We start from the raw sequence: 17788 nt of genomic DNA, 5'->3' as shown, positions 1-17788 counted from the left end.
TCGGTGAATGGAGTGACACCTGATGGAGCCGGTCGCGAAACTTCGCGGCATCAGGCAGGGGTATCGCAGGCGGGACGTCATCGTCGATCTGGATCTCGACATCCGGCACGGCGTACTCGGGTTGCTCGGGCCCAACGGCGCCGGCAAGACGACCTTGTTGCGAACCCTGGCGACCGTCGTACCGCCGAAGCGCGGTGCCATCACGATCTCCGGGGTTCCGGTCGACTCACGTCGCGCGACCATGGAGGCACGGCGTCGCATCGGGTATCTCCCGCAGCACTTCGGTTACTACCCGGGTTTCACGGTCTACGACTTCGTCCGCTACAGCGCCTGGTTGCGCGGTGTCCCGGCCCGGGAGGCGGACGCCGCGACCCGGGAGGCGATCGGTTTCGTCGATCTCACCGACAGATCGCGCGCCAAGCTGAAGTCGTTGTCGGGGGGCATGATCCGGCGATGTGGCATCGCGTCCGCGATCGTGGGCCGCCCGCAGCTGGTACTGCTCGACGAGCCGACGGTTGGGCTCGATCCGGCGCAGCGGCTGGAGTTCCGTTCACTGGTGCGCAAGCTCAAGGACGACCGTGTCGCGGTCGTGCTCAGCACTCATCTGGTGGAGGACGTGGCCGCCGTCTGCGACGACGTGGTGGTCATGGCGGAGGGACGGCTGGTGTGGCGGGGGGATCCCGAGGCGCTTCGTGAGGTGGCGGCCCCGGACGCTGAGGGCGACAGCCCTCTTGAGCGCGGATACATGAGCGTGCTGGCCGCTCAGGGGGCGGTCGCGTGAGGTTCGGCGTCTTCTGGACGGAGGTTCGCCGCTCCCCGTTGCGCTGGTGGCTGCCCGTGCTCATGGCGCTCGACGTGGCCATGTTGGTCGGCCGGGACACCGCGTGGATAGGGGTGTGGCCTCAGGCCAGCGCGGCGGCGCAGTTGCCGGCGTACTTCTTCGGGCTCGTTCTCGGGGGCGGCGCGGCGTGGGTCGCGGGGCGGGTGCATCGGGCCGGGCTGACCGAGCAGCTGGCCGCCTCGACCCGGGCCCGGTGGCGGGTCGAACTGCCACTGCTGGCGAGCACGGTCTTCTACGGACTGGCCGCCTTCGTCCCGGGGGCCGTGCTGGCCGCCGTGGTCAGCACGCCGGAGGCGGGACCTGGGTTTCTATGGCCGTCCTACCTCGCGCTCGGGGTCTGTTTGGTGGTGCTCAGCGCGGCGACCGGGCACCTGGCGGGCAAGTTGTGGGAGTCGCGGTTCGTGCCGCCGATCGCGGTCGCGGTCTGCCTATTCGGCCAGACCATGCTGCGTCCTTTCCGGTTCTACGTGTTGTCCGGGCATCCCCAGGTCGAGGTCTCCCCTGCCGCGCTGGCGGTACGAGTTGCGTTCGTCCTGCTCATCGCCGGTTTCGCGCTGGCGATCCCGCCGCGCGCGGCCGGCGGCGGCCAGTGGGCGCGGAGGGGCGCCGGAGTGGCCGGCGCGGCCGGGCTCGTGGCGGTGGCCATGGCCGGGCCTGTGCAGGTGGAGCGTCCGGCGCCCGCGTCGGCGTTATGTTCAGACGGGACACCGCAGGTGTGCGTGTGGCCGGAGAACCGCAAGTACCTGCCCGTCGTCAGCGCCATGGCGACCAGGTTTTCGTCCCTGCCCAACGGGGTGCTCACAGTGCCCCCCGCCTTCTACGAGAAGGGGCTGCGTTCGGCCGCTCACCCGGAGGCCGGCGGCGACTTCCAGTTCCTGGCCGGCGAGTTGTCGGTACCCATGTTCATGGCCTCGACGGTGCTCTCGCGTACATTGCCGGACTGCGAGGTGCCGGGAGGCGCCGAGGAGCGCTACTCCCAGCAGGTTTTCACTCTCGACGCCTACCTACAGGTTCGCGGTCTCGGTGACGCCCGTGCCCTCGGCGCCGGTGGCGGGCCCCCCGGCGTGGACCTTCGGGAGATCGCGCGCGTCCTGGGGCTGCCCGACAACGCCCAGGCCGAATGGGTCGCCGAGCGTCTCGCGGCGATCAGAGGCATCAGTGGTGACTGCCGTGACTGACTGCTGGGCGGGGCTCCGGCGCTACGCCCAAGCCCACCATCTGGCGCAGGTGTCGGCCGGGTACGCCGCCGCCACGGTCGTGGCGGTCATCGCGGGTGGCCACGACTTCGTGCTGCCCGCCGCCAACAGCCGAGGGTGGACGGAGATGGCCAGCACCGTGGCGACGCCGCTCCCTTTCGCGATGCTGGCCGCCGGGAGCCTGCACAGCTCCATGGCCTCACTCGAACAGGCCGCGTCCGGACGGCTGGCCCGGGCCGAGGTGGCCCACCTGGCCGCCGCCCTGCTGCTGGCGGCGGCGCTGCTCGGCACGGCCACCCTGGTGACCGGCTCGCCGGGAGGCGCCGCCGAAGGGGTGCGCAACCTCCTGATCTACGTCGGCCTGGCCCTCATCTCCGGCCGTCTGTTCAGCCGGTCGTTGTCATGGGTCGTACCGGTTGGCGCCTTCGTACTGGTCGACTTCTGGGGTTCGGACGGCGTCCGGCCACGCTGGTGGGCCTGGCAGTTCATGGTCTACGACAGTCTGTGGTCCTGGGTCGCGGCGGGAGCCGTGCTGACCGGCGGGGTGGCCGCCCTGGTCGCTAGGCCGGCCGGAAGGAGTCTCTGGCCGCCGGGGCGGCGTGCTTGATCATCAGGTGTCTCGTCACCGAGTACTCCCCGACCGCCTCCTGGCTCATGTCCTTGCCGAACCCGCTCCCCTTCACCCCGCCGTGCGGCGCCTCCGACGCGATCGGCAGGTGGTCGTTGACCCACGTCACCCCCACGTCGAGCCGGTGGCTGACGCGGAGCGCCCGGGACACGTCCGACGACCAGACCGACGACGCCAGCCCGTAGGGGGTGTCGTTGGCCAGCCGCACCGCCTCGTCCTCCCCGTCGAACGGCAGCGCGACGAGGACGGGCCCGAACACCTCCCCCTGCACGATCTCGGAGGACTGGTCAGCGTCGGCGACCAGGGTCGGCGCGTAGTAGTAGCCGGGAGCGTCGAGCGGATCGCCCCCACGGACGACCCGGCCCGACGCCCGCGCGACGAAGCCGTGCACCCTGTCCCGGTGCTCGGCGGAGATGAGCGGACCGATGTCGGTCCCCTCGGCCCAGGGATCGCCCGGACGCACTTTCTCCAGCGCGGCCGCAAGGGCGTCCACGGCCTCCGCGTAGCGTGATCGCTCCACGTAGACCCTGGTCGCCGCTGTGCAGTCCTGTCCTGTGTTGTACGTGGCCCCCATCGTCACGCCGAAGGCCATCGCCTCCAGGTCGGCGTCGGCGAACACCAGGGCCGGGGCCTTGCCGCCGAGTTCCAGGTGGACGCGCTTGAGGCCGTCGACGGCGCCGCGCATGACGGCCTTGCCGGTCGCGGTCGAACCGGTGACGCTCACCATGTCGACGCCGGGGTCGGTCACGAGGGCCTGGCCCACGTCGCCGCCGCCGGTCACGACGCCCAGCAGCCCTTCGGGCGCGCCCGCCTCGATCATCAGCTCGGCCAGGCGCAGCGTCGTGCGCGGGGTGCGCGGGGCGGGCTTGATGACCACGCCGTTCCCGGCCGCGATGGCCGGGCCGACCTTCCAGACGGCCATGATGAACGGGAAGTTCCACGGCGCGATCGAGCCGACCACGCCGACGGGCCGCCGGATCAGCACCGAGGTGTAGCCGGCGCTGAGCACGCCCGCGCCGGTGCCGTCGAGCGAGCGGGCCGCGCCGGCGAAGAAGCGCAGGTTGTCGGCGGCGAAGGGCAGCTCACCGTCGCGGAACACCGCCGCCGGCTTGCCGGTCTCCTCGACCTCCAGCCGGGTCAGCTCGTCGGCGTCGCGTTCGACCAGGTCGGCCAGCCGCAGCAGGACCCGGGCCCGCTCCCCCGGGGTCGCCTCGCGCCACTGCTCGAAGGCCGCCCGCGCGGCGGCCACCTTCGCGGAGACATCGGTGCTGTCGGGGATCTCCTCGATGACTTGGCCGGTCGCGGGGTTGATCAGAGTCGTCATGTCTGGGTCTTCTAACTGTCGAAACCGATGCCGAAGCGGTCGAGCACGCGGAGCCACGGCCCGCGTCTGCCCTCGTTCGCGTCGGCGCGGGCCAGGGCCCGGCGGGTGAACTCGACCACCGGCCACCTGATGGGCTCGGGCGGGAACGGGACCGGGCGGCGGCGCACCATCTTCAGCCCGGTACGCCTGGTCTCCCGCCGCGCCAGCAGGTCGAGCCCGGCGAGGGCGCCGAAGCGCGAGGCGCCCACGCCGAGCCCGGTGTAGCCGAGGGCGTAGGCCACCCGGCCGCCCATGGCGGTGCCGAAGAACGGGGTGAAGCGGCTGGTCGAGTCGATCAGGCCGCCCCACCGGTGGGTCGCCCGTACGCCTTCGAGCTGCGGGAAGGTCTCCAGCAGGTGCCGGGCGAGCAGGGCGTGGGAGGCGGGGCGCTGGTCGGTGCCGCCGCCCGCGAAGTTGTAGACGGCGTCGTACCCGCCGAACAGCAGCCGGCCGTCGGCGGTCAGCCGGTAGTAGTGGAACTGGTTGCCCGCGTCGGTGATGCCCTGCGCCTCGGCCCAGCCGAGCGAGGCCCGCCGATCGGCGTCGAGGGGCTCGGTCACCAGCACGTAGTCCCACACCGGCAGGACGTAGTTGCGCAGCCGCCGCAGCGGCGACGGGAACGCGTTGGTCGCGATGAGCACCTGGCGGGCGTCGAACGCGCCCTGGGGCGTCGGGACGCGTACCGAGGAGCCGGAGCGTTCCAGCCCCGTCACCGGCGTGTGCTCGTAGATCCGCACGCCGAGGTCCTCGGCGACGCGGCGCAGGCCCCAGGCCAGTTTCACCGGGTCGACGAGGCCGCCGGTGCCGCGCAGCCGCAGTCCGCCCAGGTAGGTCGGCGAGTGGACGTCGGCCCGCATGTCCCCGGCGTCCAGGAATGTGGCGTCCTCGCCATGGTCCCGGTGCCGCTTTTCGGCGGCCCGCAATTCGGTCACGTGGTGGGGCGCAACGGCGACCGTAGTCTTGCCGATCAGCCGGAGGTCGGCGTCGATGTCGTGGTCGGCGACGAAATCGGCGATGGCGGCCAGGTTCTCCCGGCCGATCGCCAGCAGCAGATCGATCTCCCCAGGCCAGCGGTGCGCGCCGTGCGTCAGGCCGTGCGTGATGGAGTCGGCGATGAAGCCCCCGTTGCGGCCGGTGGCGCCGAACGCGATACGTTCGGCTTCGACCAGAACGACGTCGCAGGCGGGGTTTTCTTGTTTGGCCAGCACAGCAGCCCAGAGGCCGGTGAAGCCGCCGCCCACGATCAGCAGGTCGGCCGTCGTCGTCCCCGTCAGCGGCGGGTACGCGGCCGGACCGGGCCGGTCGGTCCAGAAGACCCGCGGCAGTGCGTCCGTAATCACGATCCCCTCCGACCGATATTTGTTGAATCGTGATTCAAATACTTATCGAGCAACCACGTCAAGAGCTGCGACACTAGTTGTGAGATCCTCCATACGGGGCGGGGTGCGATGACTCAGCGCAAGAGCAGGGCAGACCGGCGGGTCGAGCTGATCGACGCGGCCAGGCGCGCGATGATCCAGCACGGTGCCGAGGGCGTCCATCTGAACCAGATCGCAGAAGAGGCGGGTCTCACGTCGGGTGCGGTGCTCTACCACTACCCCGATCTGCGCGACCTGCTGATCGAGGCCCACCACGCCGGCATGGAACGCTTCTACGAGCAGCGGGTCAAGAAGATCAGCGGCATCGCCGACCCGGCCCAGAAGCTGATCACGACCATCCGCTCGGGCCTGCCCGAGGGGCCCGACGACGCGGGCGTGCGCCTGCTGTGCGAGCTCGGCGGCGCGGCCGGCCGCAACCGCGTCTACGGCACGCTGCTGACCACGCTCTACGACCGCCAGGTGGCGATGTACCAGACCATCCTGGAGATCGGCGCGGCCCAGGGCGTGTTCAAACTGGCCGGCGACTCCGAGCAGATCGCCCGCAACCTGGTCGCCCTCGAAGACGCCTACGGCTACCGCATCATCGCCCGCCACCACTCGATCGGCCCCGACGAGGCCGTGAGCCTCATCCTCGACTTCGCCCGCATGTCGACCGGCCACCCGCTCAAGGAGGAGCCGGCCGCCCGCCCGAAGACCACCCGCACGACGAGGCAGCGCAACGGCGGCTCCACCCCCCGCCCCCGAGACGCCTCCTGATTCGGCGCCCGCCGAGCATCGGACGTCGAGCATCGGACAGGGCGCGACCTCGCGCCCTTGAACAACCACGACGACAGCCCGTCGCCGCGTCCCGGATCGACCGGAACGCGGCGGTGGGCGGATCTGAAGCGGTCGTCAGTTCGGGATGAGGACCGCGTCCTCCGGGCGCCAGGTGACCCCGACGACGGTTCCGGGCGTGATGCGGGCCGAGCCCTGCGTCGCCGCCAGGACCTTGCGGCCCAGGCCCGTGACCTCGACCGCGATGTGGGAGACGCCGCCGTAGAAGCTCACGTCGACGACCACGCCCTGCACCATGCCGGGGGTCGGCTCGGTCAGCCGGACCCGCTCCGGGCGGATCGCCAGCGCCGCCGAGCCGTCGGCCGTGGTCGCCTTCGACGGCAGCGGGCCGAGGCCCTCGGCCGAGAAGACGCCGCCGCGGATCGCGCCCGTGAACAGGTTGTTCGCGCCGATGAAGTCGGCCACGAAGTAGGTGCGCGGGCGGTCGTAGAGGGTCACGGGGGCGTCGACCTGCTCGACACGGCCCTGGTCCATGACCGCGATGCGGTCGGCCAGGGACATGGCCTCCTCCTGGTCGTGGGTGACCACGACGAAGGTGATGCCGACCTCGTGCTGGAGGCGCTTGAGTTCGAGCTGCATCTCGGCGCGGACCTTCTTGTCCAGGGCCGAGAGGGGCTCGTCCAGGAGCAGCAGGCGGGGGCGCTTCACGATGGCGCGGGCCAGCGCCACGCGCTGCTGCTGGCCGCCCGACAGCTGGGCCGGACGCCGGTTGGCCATCGGCTCCAGGCCGACCTTCTCCAGCACCTCGCCCACCCGGGCCTTGATCTCGGCCCTGGGGAGGTTCTCGCGCTCCAGCCCGTACGCGACGTTCTTGGCCACCGTCATGTGCGGGAACAGCGCGTAGGACTGGAACATCAGGTTGACCGGGCGCTTATGCGGGGCCAGCTTGAGCAGGTCGGTCCCGTCGAGGCGGACTCCCCCCTGATCGGGCGTCTCGAACCCGGCCAGGATGCGCAGCAGCGTCGTCTTGCCGCAGCCCGACGGCCCGAGCAGGGCGAAGAACTCGCCCTGCTGGATGTCGATCGAGACGTCCGAGAGGGCCGTGACGTTCCCGAACTTCCGGGATACCCCCTCGATGGAAAGCAGTGTCATTTGAGGGACTCCGTGATTCGGGTCATGCGCTGGACGGCGAGCACCGCGACGACGCTGACGGTCAGCAGGAGAGTGGCCAGGGCGTTGATGTCGGGGGTCACGCCGAACCTGACCATCGAGTAGATGACGATGGGCAGCGTCGGGTCGGTCGGGCCGGCCGAGAAGAAGGCCAGCACGAACTCGTCGAGCGAGAACGTGAACGCCAGCAGGGCGCCGGCCGCGATGCCGGGGGCCAGGCCGGGCAGGGTGATGCGGAAGAACGTCTGGAGCGGGCTCGCGCCGAGGTCGGTCGAGGCCTCCTCCAGCGAGGTGTCCATCGAGGCCAGCCGCACCCTGACGACCACCGCCACCAGCGGGATGCCGAAGGTCAGGTGCGCCAGCAGGATCGAGGTCAGCCCCAGCGTGAAGTCGATCGCGGTGTAGAAGATGAGCAGGCCGATGGCCAGCATCAGCTCCGGCAGGATGGCCGGCATCGTGGCGATCGCCTCGATCACCTTCGAGCGGGTGTGCCGGGCAAGGCCGACGGCGAGCAGAGTGCCGACGACCGTCGAGACCAGGCAGGTGCCGACCGCGACGATGAGGGTGTTGCCGAGCCCCTGGAGGATGGTCTCGTCGCCCGCGAGCTTGCCGTACCAGTCGAGGCTGAAGCCCTTGAAGATGTACGGATTGTCGCCCGCGTTGAACGACATGAAGACCACGACCGCGATGGGCACGTAGAAGAACAGATAGACCAGCCACAGGGGCAGGAAGACGATACGCGACGACCTCTTACGCACTGCGCGTCCTCCGCGAGACGACCGCCTGGGCCAGCAGCAGGACCACCGTGACCACGACCATGACCAGCGCGATCGTGGCGCCGAAGGGCCAGTCGCGGGCCTTGAGGAACTGGTCGCGGATCAGGTTCCCCACCATGATCGCCTTTCCGCCGCCGAGGATCTCCGGCACGACGAAGTTCCCGAAGCTGGGCACGAACACGAGCACGGCCCCGATCAGCGCGGACGGCAGCGTCAACGGCAGCGTGACGCTGAAGAACGTGCGGACCGGAGAGGCGCCCAAGTTGGCGCTGGCCTCCCGCAGGCGCGGGTCGAGCCGCTCGACCGCCGAGTAGATCGGCAGGATCATCAGCGACAGATAGCCGTAGAGCAGGCCGACCACCACGGTGCCCCTGGTGTAGAGCAGTTCGAGCGGCTTGTCGATCAGGCCGATGCCGGTGAGCGCCTCGTTGACCAGGCCGGGACCGCTGAGCAGGATCGTCCAGGCGTACATACGGATCAGGAAGTTCGTCCAGAACGGCAGCATGACGGCCAGCAGCGCGATCGTCTTCCACTTCGGCGGAAGCTGCGCGATGGCGTATGCCGTCGGATAGCCGATCAGCAGCGCCAGCACCGTCACCACGCCCGCGACGACCAGGCTGTCCTGGATCACGTTCAGGTAGAGCGGCTGGAACAGCCTGCTGAAGTTGGCGGTGGTGAATTCGTAGACCACCCCGCCGAAACGTCCGCGCCGGAAGAACATGGTGCTGAGCATGAGCAGCATCGGCACCACGGCCAGCAGCGTCAACATGATCAGCCCAGGTCCGAGAAAGATCAACCGCGCGAGGTTCGAACCTCGCCCACGCGACATACCGGGCCCCCCTTCTGATGTTTGGCGAGTGTTGCAGGAGACATCAAATTAGACAAGACTGTGCCGCGCGGGGTGAGCTCTGAGTTTGTGTTTCCAGTTGAACCGACATTCAGGAGAGCGCGGTGGAGTCCGCAGACTGGGCGTTGCCGGGGAACGTCGTCCTGCGCCTCGGCGACGAGCTTGAGGCGGGTCCCGGGGTGACCGAGCAGGTCCTCCGGAACCTGGGCGCCGCACCGGCGCCCTTCGCGGTGCGCGAGATGCGCCCGCTGCCGGACTTCCCGGCAGGAGAACGCGCGATCACCGTCGACCAGACGCACCGGTCGGTGGTCGTGGGCGAGAAGGTGATCGTGAAGTGGTTCCCCCATCCGTCGGAGGGCCCGCATCCCGGACTGGAGATGCTGACCCATCTGGCCGAGGCGGGGTTCACGCGCACGGCGGAGCCGTACGCGGCGATCTTCTGCGGGGACGCGCTGGCCGGGCTGGCCACGGCGTACCTGCCGGGGGCCCGCGACGGCTGGGAGTGGTGCGCCGAGGAGGCCGCCGCCGGCCGGACCGCCTTCGCGGCGGAGATCGGCACCCTGGCCGCCGATCTTCACCTGGCCATGACGACGCCGTCGGAGGTCGTCGCCGAGCCGGTGCGCCTGATGCCGGCCACCGACGCGTGGTCGGCGCGGGCCGCGCGGGCGCTCGACGAGGCGCTGGCCCTGACGACCGACGAGACCGACGCGGCCTGGCTGGCCGACCACGTCGCCGACCTGCGGCGGGAGCTCGCGCCGTTGCAGGTGGCCGGCGAGACCCAGGTGATGCGCGTCCACGGTGATCTGCACGTGGGCCAGATCATCGAATGGGAGGGCGGCTTCTCGCTGATCGACTTCGACGGCAACCCGACCGTGCCGGACGCCTCGCCCTACCAGCCGGCCGCGCGCGACCTGGCCCAGCTCGTGATCAGCGTCGAGAACGCCGGTCAGGTCGCGATCAAGCGGCGCGGCGCCGACCCCCAGGCGATCTCGGCCTGGGTGTGGGGCGCCCGGGAGGGGCTGGAGAACGCGTACACGAGACGGCTGGAGGAGGCCGGGCGGGCCGACCTGCTCGACCGTTCGCTGCTGCGGCCCTTCGAGGCCGAGCAGCTGTGCCGGGAGCTCATCTACGCGGGCCGGTTCCTGGAGCGCTGGCGCTACGCCCCCATGGGCGTGCTGCGGACCTGGTTCTGAGAGGCTGCTGGAATGGACGCCGGAAAGTTCCTCGACGACCTGCTGAAGAAGCCCGAGTCGCTCGATCGGCTGGCCGCCGCGCTCGACGCGGGCGGCCTGTTCGACGGCGTGCCCGACACCGTGCGGCGGGTGCTGTTCCTGGGCATGGGCAGTTCCCGGTACGCCGCCCGCGTCGCCGCCCTGCGCCTGCGCGCCCTCGGGATCGACGCCGCCGCCGACTACGCCTCGACGGGCCTGGGCTACCCGCCCGACCCGGCGACCCTGGTCGTGGCGATCTCCGCCACCGGGGGCAGCCGCGAGACCCTCGACGCGGTGGCCCGCCACCGGGGCGTGTCGTTCGTGGCCGCGCTGACCAACAAGGACGGCTCGCCGATCACCAAGGGCGCCGACCACGTCATCCCGATGCTGGCCGGCCCCGAGGAGGGCGGGGTGGCGTGCCGGACCTTCCAGCACACCCTCGCCCTGCTGCTGGCCCTGACCGACCGCTCCATGGACGGATCGCTGGTCAGACGGGCCGCCGAGGCGACGCAGGACCTGCTCGACCGGCGGAGCGACTGGCTTCCGGGCGTCATGGAACTGCTCGACGGCCCCCACGGCGTCTACACGATCGCCCCCGCCGAGCGCCTGTCGTCGGCCGACCAGTCGGCGCTGATGGTGCGCGAGGGGCCGCGCCGCCAGGCCACCGCCTGCGAGACCGGCGACTGGGCCCATGTCGACGTCTACCTCACCAAGACCTACGACTACCGCGCCCTGCTGTTCCCCGGTTCGCCCTACGACGAGCAGGCGATGGAGTGGGTCAGGGAGCGGGGCTCCACGGTCGTCACCGTCGGCGGCGAGGTCGCCGGACAGGCCGGGAGCGTGCGCTACCGGCATGACGACGATCCCGGCGTCGCGCTCCTCACGGAGACGCTCGTGGCCGAGCTGGTCGCCGCGTCGTGGTGGGCGCACGGGTAGGAAAGCTACCGGTGTTCCGGCTCCGCTCGGACCCTAAGTGGCTCAATAGTGACATTCCACACCAATTCATAGAGGCCCACCGGGGCGGGGCGCGATCCGTCCCGGCGGGCACAAATCACGCTAATCCCGGACGATTTCCCACTCAAGTGCCGGTTGCGGTGATCCGACATTTCGGCATACCAGTGAGTCTGATGCGGTTTAGGATCGCGGGCGTGACCCTCGAAAAGGCACCCCCGGGCGTCGACCCTCTCACGCCGAGCGTGGCCCGGATGTACGACTACTTCCTCGGCGGCAAAGACCATTTCGCCGTCGACCGCGAGGCCGCGGAGGCGATCAACGCCATCTCGCCCGACGCCAAGGAGCTGGCCCGGGCCAACCGCGAGTTCCTGGGCCGGGCGGTCCGCCACCTGATCGACCAGGGGGTGCGGCAGTTCCTCGACATCGGCGCGGGCCTGCCCACCCGCGACAACGTTCACGAGGTGGCCCTCCGGCACGCCCCCGACTGCAGGGTCGTGTACGTCGACAACGACCCCATGGTGCTGGTCCACGCCCGCGCGATCCTGGCCGACAACCCGCACACCGTCGTGGCCGAGGGCGACCTGCGCGAGCCCGCCTGGATCCTCGGCGACCCCGACGTGCGGGCCCACCTCGACTTCACGCAGCCGGTCGCCGTCCTGATGGTCGCGGTGCTCCACTTCGTCACCGACGACGAGGAGGCCCGGCGGCACGTCGCCGGGTTCCGCGACGCCCTGGCCCCCGGCAGCCACCTGGTGATCTCCCATATGAGCCCCGGCGAGGCCTTCGGCGACGACTTGACGGCCGGCAAGGAGATCTACTCGAAGAGCTCGGCCGGCGGCCTCGCCTTCCGCACCCACGACGAGGTCCTGTCGCTGTTCGACGGCTTCACCCTCGCCGAGCCCGGGCTGGTCGAGATCGCCGACTGGCGCCCCGACGACCCGGTGGCCCGCGCGCTGACGACGTCGTCGAGCGGGGCGATCGGGCTCGCCGGAGTGGGCCGGTTGGATAGCTAGCATATCCAGCGTGCGGATCTCCCAGCTCAGCGAAGCGACCGGCGTACCCATCCCGACCATCAAGTACTACCTGCGGGAAGGGCTCCTGCCGCCGGGCGAACAGGTCTCCGCGACCCGTTCGGTGTACGGCGCCCCGCACGTGCGGCGGCTCCGCCTGATCAGAGCCCTGCTCGAAGTGGGCAAACTACCCATCTCCGCCATCAGGGCCGTGATCGAGGCCGTGGAGGACGAGTCGAAGGGCGTCCACGAGATGCTCGGCACCGCCCACTACGCGCTGTCCCCGAAGACCGAACCCGAGGACACCCCGGAGTGGGCCGACGCGCGGGCCATGGTCGACGAGCTCATCCGCGAACGCGGCTGGCGGGTCGACCCGGCCGCCCCCGGCCGCGACGAACTCGCCCAGACCATCGTGACCCTCCGCCGCCTCGACCAGCAGGTCACCCTGCCCGACCTGCGCCCCTACGCCGCGGCGGTCGGCGGCCTGGTGCGCGACCACGAGATGTCGCGCATCCCGTTCGACGGCCCCCGCGAGTCGGCGATCGAGGCCCACGTGATCGGCACCGTGCTCTACGGCCGGGTCCTGGACGTGGTGCGCCGCCTGGCCGAGGAGTCGGAGTCGGCCCGGCTACTCGCAGATGCCGACGGGCTGCCGAAGTAGCCACTGGGCCGCGCGGCACAGCAGCGTGCGGTGAATCGGGGAGTCGTAGGACCGGGTGTCGTGCCCGAGGGCGTCGTACACGAGCCGGCCCCTCCTGACGTTCCGGGCCCACAGCACCGGCTGACCGAGCGCGGTGGCGAGCGGAGTGACGTCGGGGAGGACGTCGAGGTCGCTGTAGACCTCGTCGACGACGTCGAAGTCACGCAGCCCGTCGGTGATGACGTGGTCGCGGTTGACGTGGACGGTCGTCCAGCCGATCGGCGGGTGGTGCGACTTGCCCCACTTCCAGGAGGCGCCCAGCACCCTCGGCCAGCCCTGCCAGTCGTCGAAGCAGATGGAGGCGGTGTGCATGGCGAGGACGCCGCCGCCCTTGTTCAGATGGTCGAGCAGGACCGCGCGGGCGTCCGGGGGAAGCGGAAGATGCCACAGGTCGCGCTGGTCTTCGAAGTGACCGCGCTCGTTGCTCCAGCGCATGGCGTTAAGGGTGATCAGATCGACTTGCGGGGGTTCGGAGAGGGCGCCGGCGATGTCCTCGGTGATCTCGGATTCGATGCCCGCTTCGAGGAGGACCTCGGCCAGGGTCTGTGACGTGGCCGCGAAGTCGTGGGCCACACCTCCGGAAAGAATGAGATTTCGCGCCATACCCGCAACTGCATCACAGGTCCCTAGGATCAGGGAATGGCCAAGCGGGTGACCTACGCCGACGCGGTGGAGTTACTGGGCGGCGATTCTCGGCTGATCAAGGCCTTGGACAACGCGCTGGGGGCGGCGCTGTTCCTGGGCGGCCCGGCGGCCGTGAGCCTGTTCGACGCGAAGACGGAGGCGATCCGGCTGGCGAACCAGCTCTTGGGGAGCCTGCGCGAGAAGCTCGGGAAGCTCCCCCGCGCGACCCGGACCGAGCGGCTGGTCGCGGCGCACGAGGTCATCATCACGACGGCGTTCTTCAAAGCCTTGGACGATGTGCTCCCGCCGCATTTTCCGCTCAAGCTGCTGGGGATCGACGGCCCGGCCGTCGAGTCGGCGATGAGCGACGTAAGGCGACTGCGGTCCTTCCTGCTCGAACGCGACCCGGTGACCCCGACTTCCCTGCAATTGGACGAGTTGCGAAGGACCTACGGGCTCGCGTCAACGACAATCCCTGCACTCCTCTCCAACGGCCCGAACTTTGTCACCCGTGACCTCTGGGAAGACGTGATGACGGAACTCCCCGAGGCCGCGACGCGCCACTACGAGGAGCTCTACCACCAGCTCGCGTCCGACTTTCCGGAGTTCGCCTTCTGGGCTCAGATCCGCGGCCACGAGTCGACCCAGACCGCACTCGCCAGCCTGGAGAAGATGCTGATGGAAGTGACGGCCGGGCGGGTGCCGTCGGCGAAGGTGCGGAGCATCCACGTGCTGAACGCGGGAGCGTTGATCCGCCCGATCATCCCCAGCGACGAGCAGGTCGGCGACCTCCGCATTCCTAGCCTCGGCGAAGGCTATGTCGTGCCGATTTTCCGGCGAGTGGGTGATCCGAGCGGTAGCGATTTGAGTCTGGAATCCACGTGGGACAGAGAGGAGATCCGCGGCGACCTGGGACAACTGTTGGCCGGACACCTCACGTCATTCGAGGCGTTACAGGCTCCCATGCTCATCCTCGGCCAGCCCGGCGCGGGCAAGTCGGTGCTGACGCAGATGCTCGCGGCGCGCCTGCCGTCGAGCGACTTCCTGCCGATCCGGGTACCACTGCGGCAGGTGCCCGCCGACGCAGGCATCCAGGAGCAGATCGAGGCGGGCGTCCACGTGACGACGGGGGAGACGATCTCCTGGCCCGACCTGGTCCGGTCGGCGGAGGGCGCGCTGCCCGTCGTGCTCCTCGACGGCCTCGACGAACTGCTCCAGGCGACCGGGGTCAACCGGGCCGACTATCTCCGGCAGGCCATGGAGTTCCAGGACCGCGAGGCGTCGCTGGGTCGCCCACTCGCGGTGATCGTGACGACCCGGACCGCCGTCGCCGACCGGTGCCGAGTTCCCCGAGAGTCGGTGGCGCTCCGGCTGGAGCCCTTCTCCGACGACCAGGTCGGCGTCTGGGTCGAAGCGTGGAACCGCAGCACGGGCGCGAACCTGTCGCTGCCCAATGTGCTGTGCTATCCGGATCTGGCCCGGCAACCGCTGCTCCTGCTGATGCTAGCCCTCTACGATGCCGACGGCGCGGCGCTGGCCGGCCGGCTGCTCCAGTCGGAACTGTACGAACGTCTTCTCAGCCGGTTCGCGGCACGGGAGATCCGCAAACACGAGAAGGACCTCGACGAGCACGCCCTTACCGACCTGGTCGAGTTCGAGCTGCAGCGGCTCTCGGTCGCGGCATTCGCGATGTTCAACCGCGGACAGCAGTGGGTCACTCACGAAGAACTGAACCGCGACCTCGCCGCGCTCATGCCGGAGAGCACGGTCGCGACGACCGGGTTCCGGCGTCCGCTGACCGCCGCGCAGAAGGTGCTGGGTAGGTTCTTCTTCGTCCACCAGACACACGCCCAGCAGGATACTGACGCCTTTAGCACTTACGAGTTCCTGCACGCCACCTTCGGTGAATACCTTATCGCCCGCCTGATCAGAAGCCAGGTCAGTGAGGAAGCCGAGCAGGAAGGACGCCGCAGGTCCTTCCAGCAGAGATCGCAGACGATTCTGACGGACCTGTTGTCGTTCGCCGTCCTCGCCGTCCGAGCACCGATTCTGCGTTTCCTCGACGAAATGCGCGAGGACGATTTCCGGGAAAGGCTCCTGCTTCTCCGGCTGTTCCGGGACGCCTATTTCGACGCCTCCGTCGGAGTCGGCGACTACAGGCCCAGCCCTGTCTCCGCAGTGCAGAACGTGGCCTGCCGCACGGCCAACGTGGTCCTGCTGCTCAGCGTGTTGAGCGGACCGACACGGGCTGGAGAGCTCTTCGGCACGCGACCGGCGCACATCCACCAGTGGCAGAACCTCGTCGATCTTTGGCGGGCGGGCATGGCGGGCGAGGAGTGGCAGGCTCTTAACGACTGGCTGACCATCACACGAACCTGGGAGGAGGGGAACGAGCGCGAGATCACCGTCGGCGGACCTGTCGCCGGACTCCGCGCGCCTGACGAGATCGCCAAATGGACTCATCAAATCACTCGCGACCGTCGAGAGGCGGTTTGGGTCGTGCGGCCGGCTCGCACGTCTTTGGACACCGGAAGTGGGCGCCATTCGATAAACGCCATTGCGGAAATGGCGTTCCGCGACCGACTGGAGCTCGCGACGACGTTCGTGAGCGCTTCCGGCAAACCCGCGAATTCGCTCCTAGGCGCGCTTCTCGACGCCTGGCTCAGCTCCCGCCCCGACTCAAGCCAACTTGATCTCATCTTCCATGACGATCCCTGGATGAAGCGTCGCTTTCTCCAGCTCCTTTACGGAGAGCGACATCACCTGCCTGATGAGTTCATCGCCGCCGTGTGTGTTAGATTTTCGCGGTTCGCACACACTGCTGAGCTACTCGACTGTGCGCTGCACGTGGTCGCTCGCGATCGCCGCCATCTCCACCTGATCGACCGGCTGCTAGGCGAAGACCACGCAACGCCAACCGGCGCGCTGCTGGCGGCCGTGACGCTGATGGAACTCGACGTCGACCCCTCGGCGGCTCCCGTGGTCGCCTTCAACTGGGTTCGCCGGATGACCCCGGCCGATTTCGAAGAGATCGCTCAGTCAGACCCGCACCTGTTCGCCCGTGCCCGGCGCATCATCCGCGCCGAGGGCGGTCGCTATCGGCTCACCTGGCCTGGATCAAGCCCAGCACCTTCCGGATGACCGTCTCCCCCGACACCCGCAGTCCGTCGTGCTCCCACTCGTTCGTCACCCACGTCGTCACGTTGCCCACCTCGCGCGCCGTCCGCGCCGACAGGCCCTCGTCCACGTACATGTCGTCGTAGTAGACGACCGCCCCCACCGGCACCTCGTTCACCGCCAGCCGGGCCGGGTCGTAGAGGGCGGGCCAGGTCATCTGGGCCAGGTGCTCCGCCGTCTCCCTGAACGGCCGCAGCGCCCGGATCTCGTCGAACATCCATGGGTAGATCATCTCCCCGGTCAGGGGCAGGTCGGGGGCCAGGCGATGGGCCGACCAGTTCGTCGGGGCGCCCTGTCCGTAGATGGACTCGTGCATGACCGCGTACAGCGGATTGCCGGCGAAGGACGTCTCGGCCATCACCTGGTAGAGGAACTCGTCGGAGAGTTCGCCGCCGACCCACGCTTCGGTGAGGAGCCAGTGCAGGGACTCCGCGCCGCTGCCGGTGCCCAGTTCCATGCCCAGGAACTTCAGGCGGCGGGGGGTGAGGCGGTCGCCGTCGGGGAGGCGGATGTCGTTGCGTTCCAGGAAGGCGAGCAGGCCGTCGAGGCGGGCGCGGTCGTCGGGGTGGCGGGTGAAATACCTCTGGAGCTTGTCGGCCACACGGCGGTAGGTGCGGCCGTAGACCTCGTCGGCGTCGGCGTGCAGGCCCGGCAGGCCGCCCGTCACGTAGCAGGCCGACAGGGAGTCGGGGGCCTGCGACAGATACGTCAACGTCACGAAGCCGCCGTAGGACTGGCCCAGGGTCGACCAGCGCTCGACGCCCAGGGCGCGGCGGATGTGCTCGGCGTCGGCCACGATCGAGTCGGCGCGGAAGTGGCGCAGGTACGCCGCCAGCTCGGGGCCGTCGGGGGCGGGGAGGGACTTGGCCGTCACGGGGGTGCTGCGGCCCGTGCCCCGCTGGTCGAGCAGCAGCACGCGGTGGGTCCGCAGCGCGTGGCCGAGCCAGCCGTCGGCGGCGAGCGGCCGGGGGGACTTCCCGCCCGGTCCGCCCTGCAGGAAGACCAGCCAGGGCAGGTCGTCGTCCGCCCGCCGGGGGTCGACCGCCTCCCGCGCGAACACCTCGATCAACCCCTGTGACGGGTCGGTGTGGTCGAGCGGGACGGTGAAGACGTGGTCGGTCAGCGAAACGGTCACCGC

16 protein-coding genes are annotated in these 17788 nt (G+C 69.8%); 9 read left to right on the top strand and 7 right to left on the bottom strand.

Translation table 11 applies throughout. The features are described 5' to 3' along the window. The first annotated feature begins 22 nt into the window (after positions 1-22). From FDA94_RS27630 to FDA94_RS27620, 3 genes are read left to right on the top strand one after another with little or no spacing between them, the layout of a single operon-like run. Complete coding sequence (locus tag FDA94_RS27630) at positions 23-781, top strand: ATP-binding cassette domain-containing protein (RefSeq protein ID WP_137249998.1); 759 nt, start codon at positions 23-25, stop codon at positions 779-781. After that, positions 778-2019: a DUF7224 domain-containing protein gene (locus tag FDA94_RS27625; protein ID WP_137249997.1), complete on the top strand. Its 1242-nt coding sequence runs from the start codon at positions 778-780 to the stop codon at positions 2017-2019. Before FDA94_RS27630 ends, FDA94_RS27625 begins: the two co-directional genes overlap by 4 nt. Then, positions 2012-2644 carry a hypothetical protein gene (locus FDA94_RS27620; protein ID WP_137249996.1) on the top strand — a complete coding sequence of 211 codons (633 nt, stop codon included), beginning with the start codon at positions 2012-2014 and terminating at the stop codon, positions 2642-2644. The genes FDA94_RS27625 and FDA94_RS27620 overlap by 8 nt, the downstream gene beginning before the upstream one ends. Here the strand turns inward: FDA94_RS27620 and FDA94_RS27615 are convergent. Both FDA94_RS27615 and FDA94_RS27610 read right to left on the bottom strand, forming a co-directional pair. Beyond that, entirely contained in the window at positions 2598-3989 is a 1392-nt protein-coding gene (locus FDA94_RS27615; RefSeq protein WP_137249995.1) for an aminobutyraldehyde dehydrogenase, read from the bottom strand. The two genes, FDA94_RS27620 and FDA94_RS27615, sit on opposite strands and share 47 nt — an antisense overlap. Positions 3990-4000: 11 nt before the next feature. After that, positions 4001-5368 (bottom strand): NAD(P)/FAD-dependent oxidoreductase, encoded by a 1368-nt coding sequence (locus tag FDA94_RS27610; protein WP_246060190.1) that lies wholly within the window; start codon positions 5366-5368, stop codon positions 4001-4003. A gap of 108 nt (positions 5369-5476) precedes the next feature. Between FDA94_RS27610 and FDA94_RS27605 the strand changes: the two genes are divergently transcribed. Continuing rightward, the gene (locus FDA94_RS27605) at positions 5477-6163 is read left to right on the top strand and encodes a TetR/AcrR family transcriptional regulator (protein WP_137249993.1); all 687 of its coding nucleotides are present in this window, start codon (positions 5477-5479) and stop codon (positions 6161-6163) included. Positions 6164-6298: 135 nt separating this feature from the next. Here the strand turns inward: FDA94_RS27605 and FDA94_RS27600 are convergent, their stop codons facing one another. From FDA94_RS27600 to FDA94_RS27590, 3 genes are read right to left on the bottom strand one after another with little or no spacing between them, the layout of a single operon-like run. Continuing rightward, positions 6299-7333 (bottom strand): ABC transporter ATP-binding protein, encoded by a 1035-nt coding sequence (locus tag FDA94_RS27600; protein ID WP_137249992.1) that lies wholly within the window; start codon positions 7331-7333, stop codon positions 6299-6301. After that, complete coding sequence (locus tag FDA94_RS27595; RefSeq protein ID WP_246060189.1) at positions 7330-8109, bottom strand: ABC transporter permease; 780 nt, start codon at positions 8107-8109, stop codon at positions 7330-7332. The genes FDA94_RS27600 and FDA94_RS27595 overlap by 4 nt, the downstream gene beginning before the upstream one ends. Then, a complete protein-coding gene (locus tag FDA94_RS27590) occupies positions 8102-8896 on the bottom strand; it encodes an ABC transporter permease (RefSeq protein WP_246060188.1) in 795 nt (264 codons plus the stop codon). The genes FDA94_RS27595 and FDA94_RS27590 overlap by 8 nt, the downstream gene beginning before the upstream one ends. Positions 8897-9078: 182 nt before the next feature. Between FDA94_RS27590 and FDA94_RS27585 the strand changes: the two genes are divergently transcribed. The 4 genes from FDA94_RS27585 to FDA94_RS27570 all read left to right on the top strand — a co-directional run bounded on the left by FDA94_RS27585 (position 9079) and on the right by FDA94_RS27570 (position 12810). Further along, on the top strand, positions 9079-10167 hold the full coding sequence (locus FDA94_RS27585; RefSeq protein ID WP_137249990.1) for an aminoglycoside phosphotransferase: 1089 nt from the start codon (positions 9079-9081) through the stop codon (positions 10165-10167). Positions 10168-10179: 12 nt separating this feature from the next. After that, positions 10180-11121 (top strand): SIS domain-containing protein, encoded by a 942-nt coding sequence (locus FDA94_RS27580; RefSeq protein WP_137249989.1) that lies wholly within the window; start codon positions 10180-10182, stop codon positions 11119-11121. Between the two features lie 212 nt (positions 11122-11333). After that, complete coding sequence (locus FDA94_RS27575; RefSeq protein WP_342778550.1) at positions 11334-12152, top strand: SAM-dependent methyltransferase; 819 nt, start codon at positions 11334-11336, stop codon at positions 12150-12152. A gap of 10 nt (positions 12153-12162) precedes the next feature. After that, the gene (locus tag FDA94_RS27570; RefSeq protein ID WP_137249987.1) at positions 12163-12810 is read left to right on the top strand and encodes a MerR family transcriptional regulator; all 648 of its coding nucleotides are present in this window, start codon (positions 12163-12165) and stop codon (positions 12808-12810) included. On the opposite strand, the gene FDA94_RS27565 is transcribed toward FDA94_RS27570, so the two are convergent. After that, positions 12778-13452 (bottom strand): ThuA domain-containing protein, encoded by a 675-nt coding sequence (locus FDA94_RS27565; RefSeq protein WP_137249986.1) that lies wholly within the window; start codon positions 13450-13452, stop codon positions 12778-12780. The genes FDA94_RS27570 and FDA94_RS27565 overlap by 33 nt on opposite strands. Positions 13453-13488: 36 nt before the next feature. On the opposite strand from FDA94_RS27565, the gene FDA94_RS27560 reads away from it, so the two are divergent. Continuing rightward, positions 13489-16614 carry an NACHT domain-containing protein gene (locus FDA94_RS27560; RefSeq protein ID WP_137249985.1) on the top strand — a complete coding sequence of 1042 codons (3126 nt, stop codon included), beginning with the start codon at positions 13489-13491 and terminating at the stop codon, positions 16612-16614. Here the strand turns inward: FDA94_RS27560 and FDA94_RS27555 are convergent. Then, a complete protein-coding gene (locus FDA94_RS27555; RefSeq protein WP_137249984.1) occupies positions 16577-17785 on the bottom strand; it encodes an alpha/beta fold hydrolase in 1209 nt (402 codons plus the stop codon). The genes FDA94_RS27560 and FDA94_RS27555 overlap by 38 nt on opposite strands. Between the last annotated feature and the right edge of the window lie 3 nt (positions 17786-17788).

The organism is Herbidospora galbida (assembly GCF_005233835.1).
GTDB classification, from domain to species: domain Bacteria; phylum Actinomycetota; class Actinomycetes; order Streptosporangiales; family Streptosporangiaceae; genus Herbidospora; species Herbidospora galbida.
This window is presented reverse-complemented; position numbering and strand designations above follow the sequence as displayed.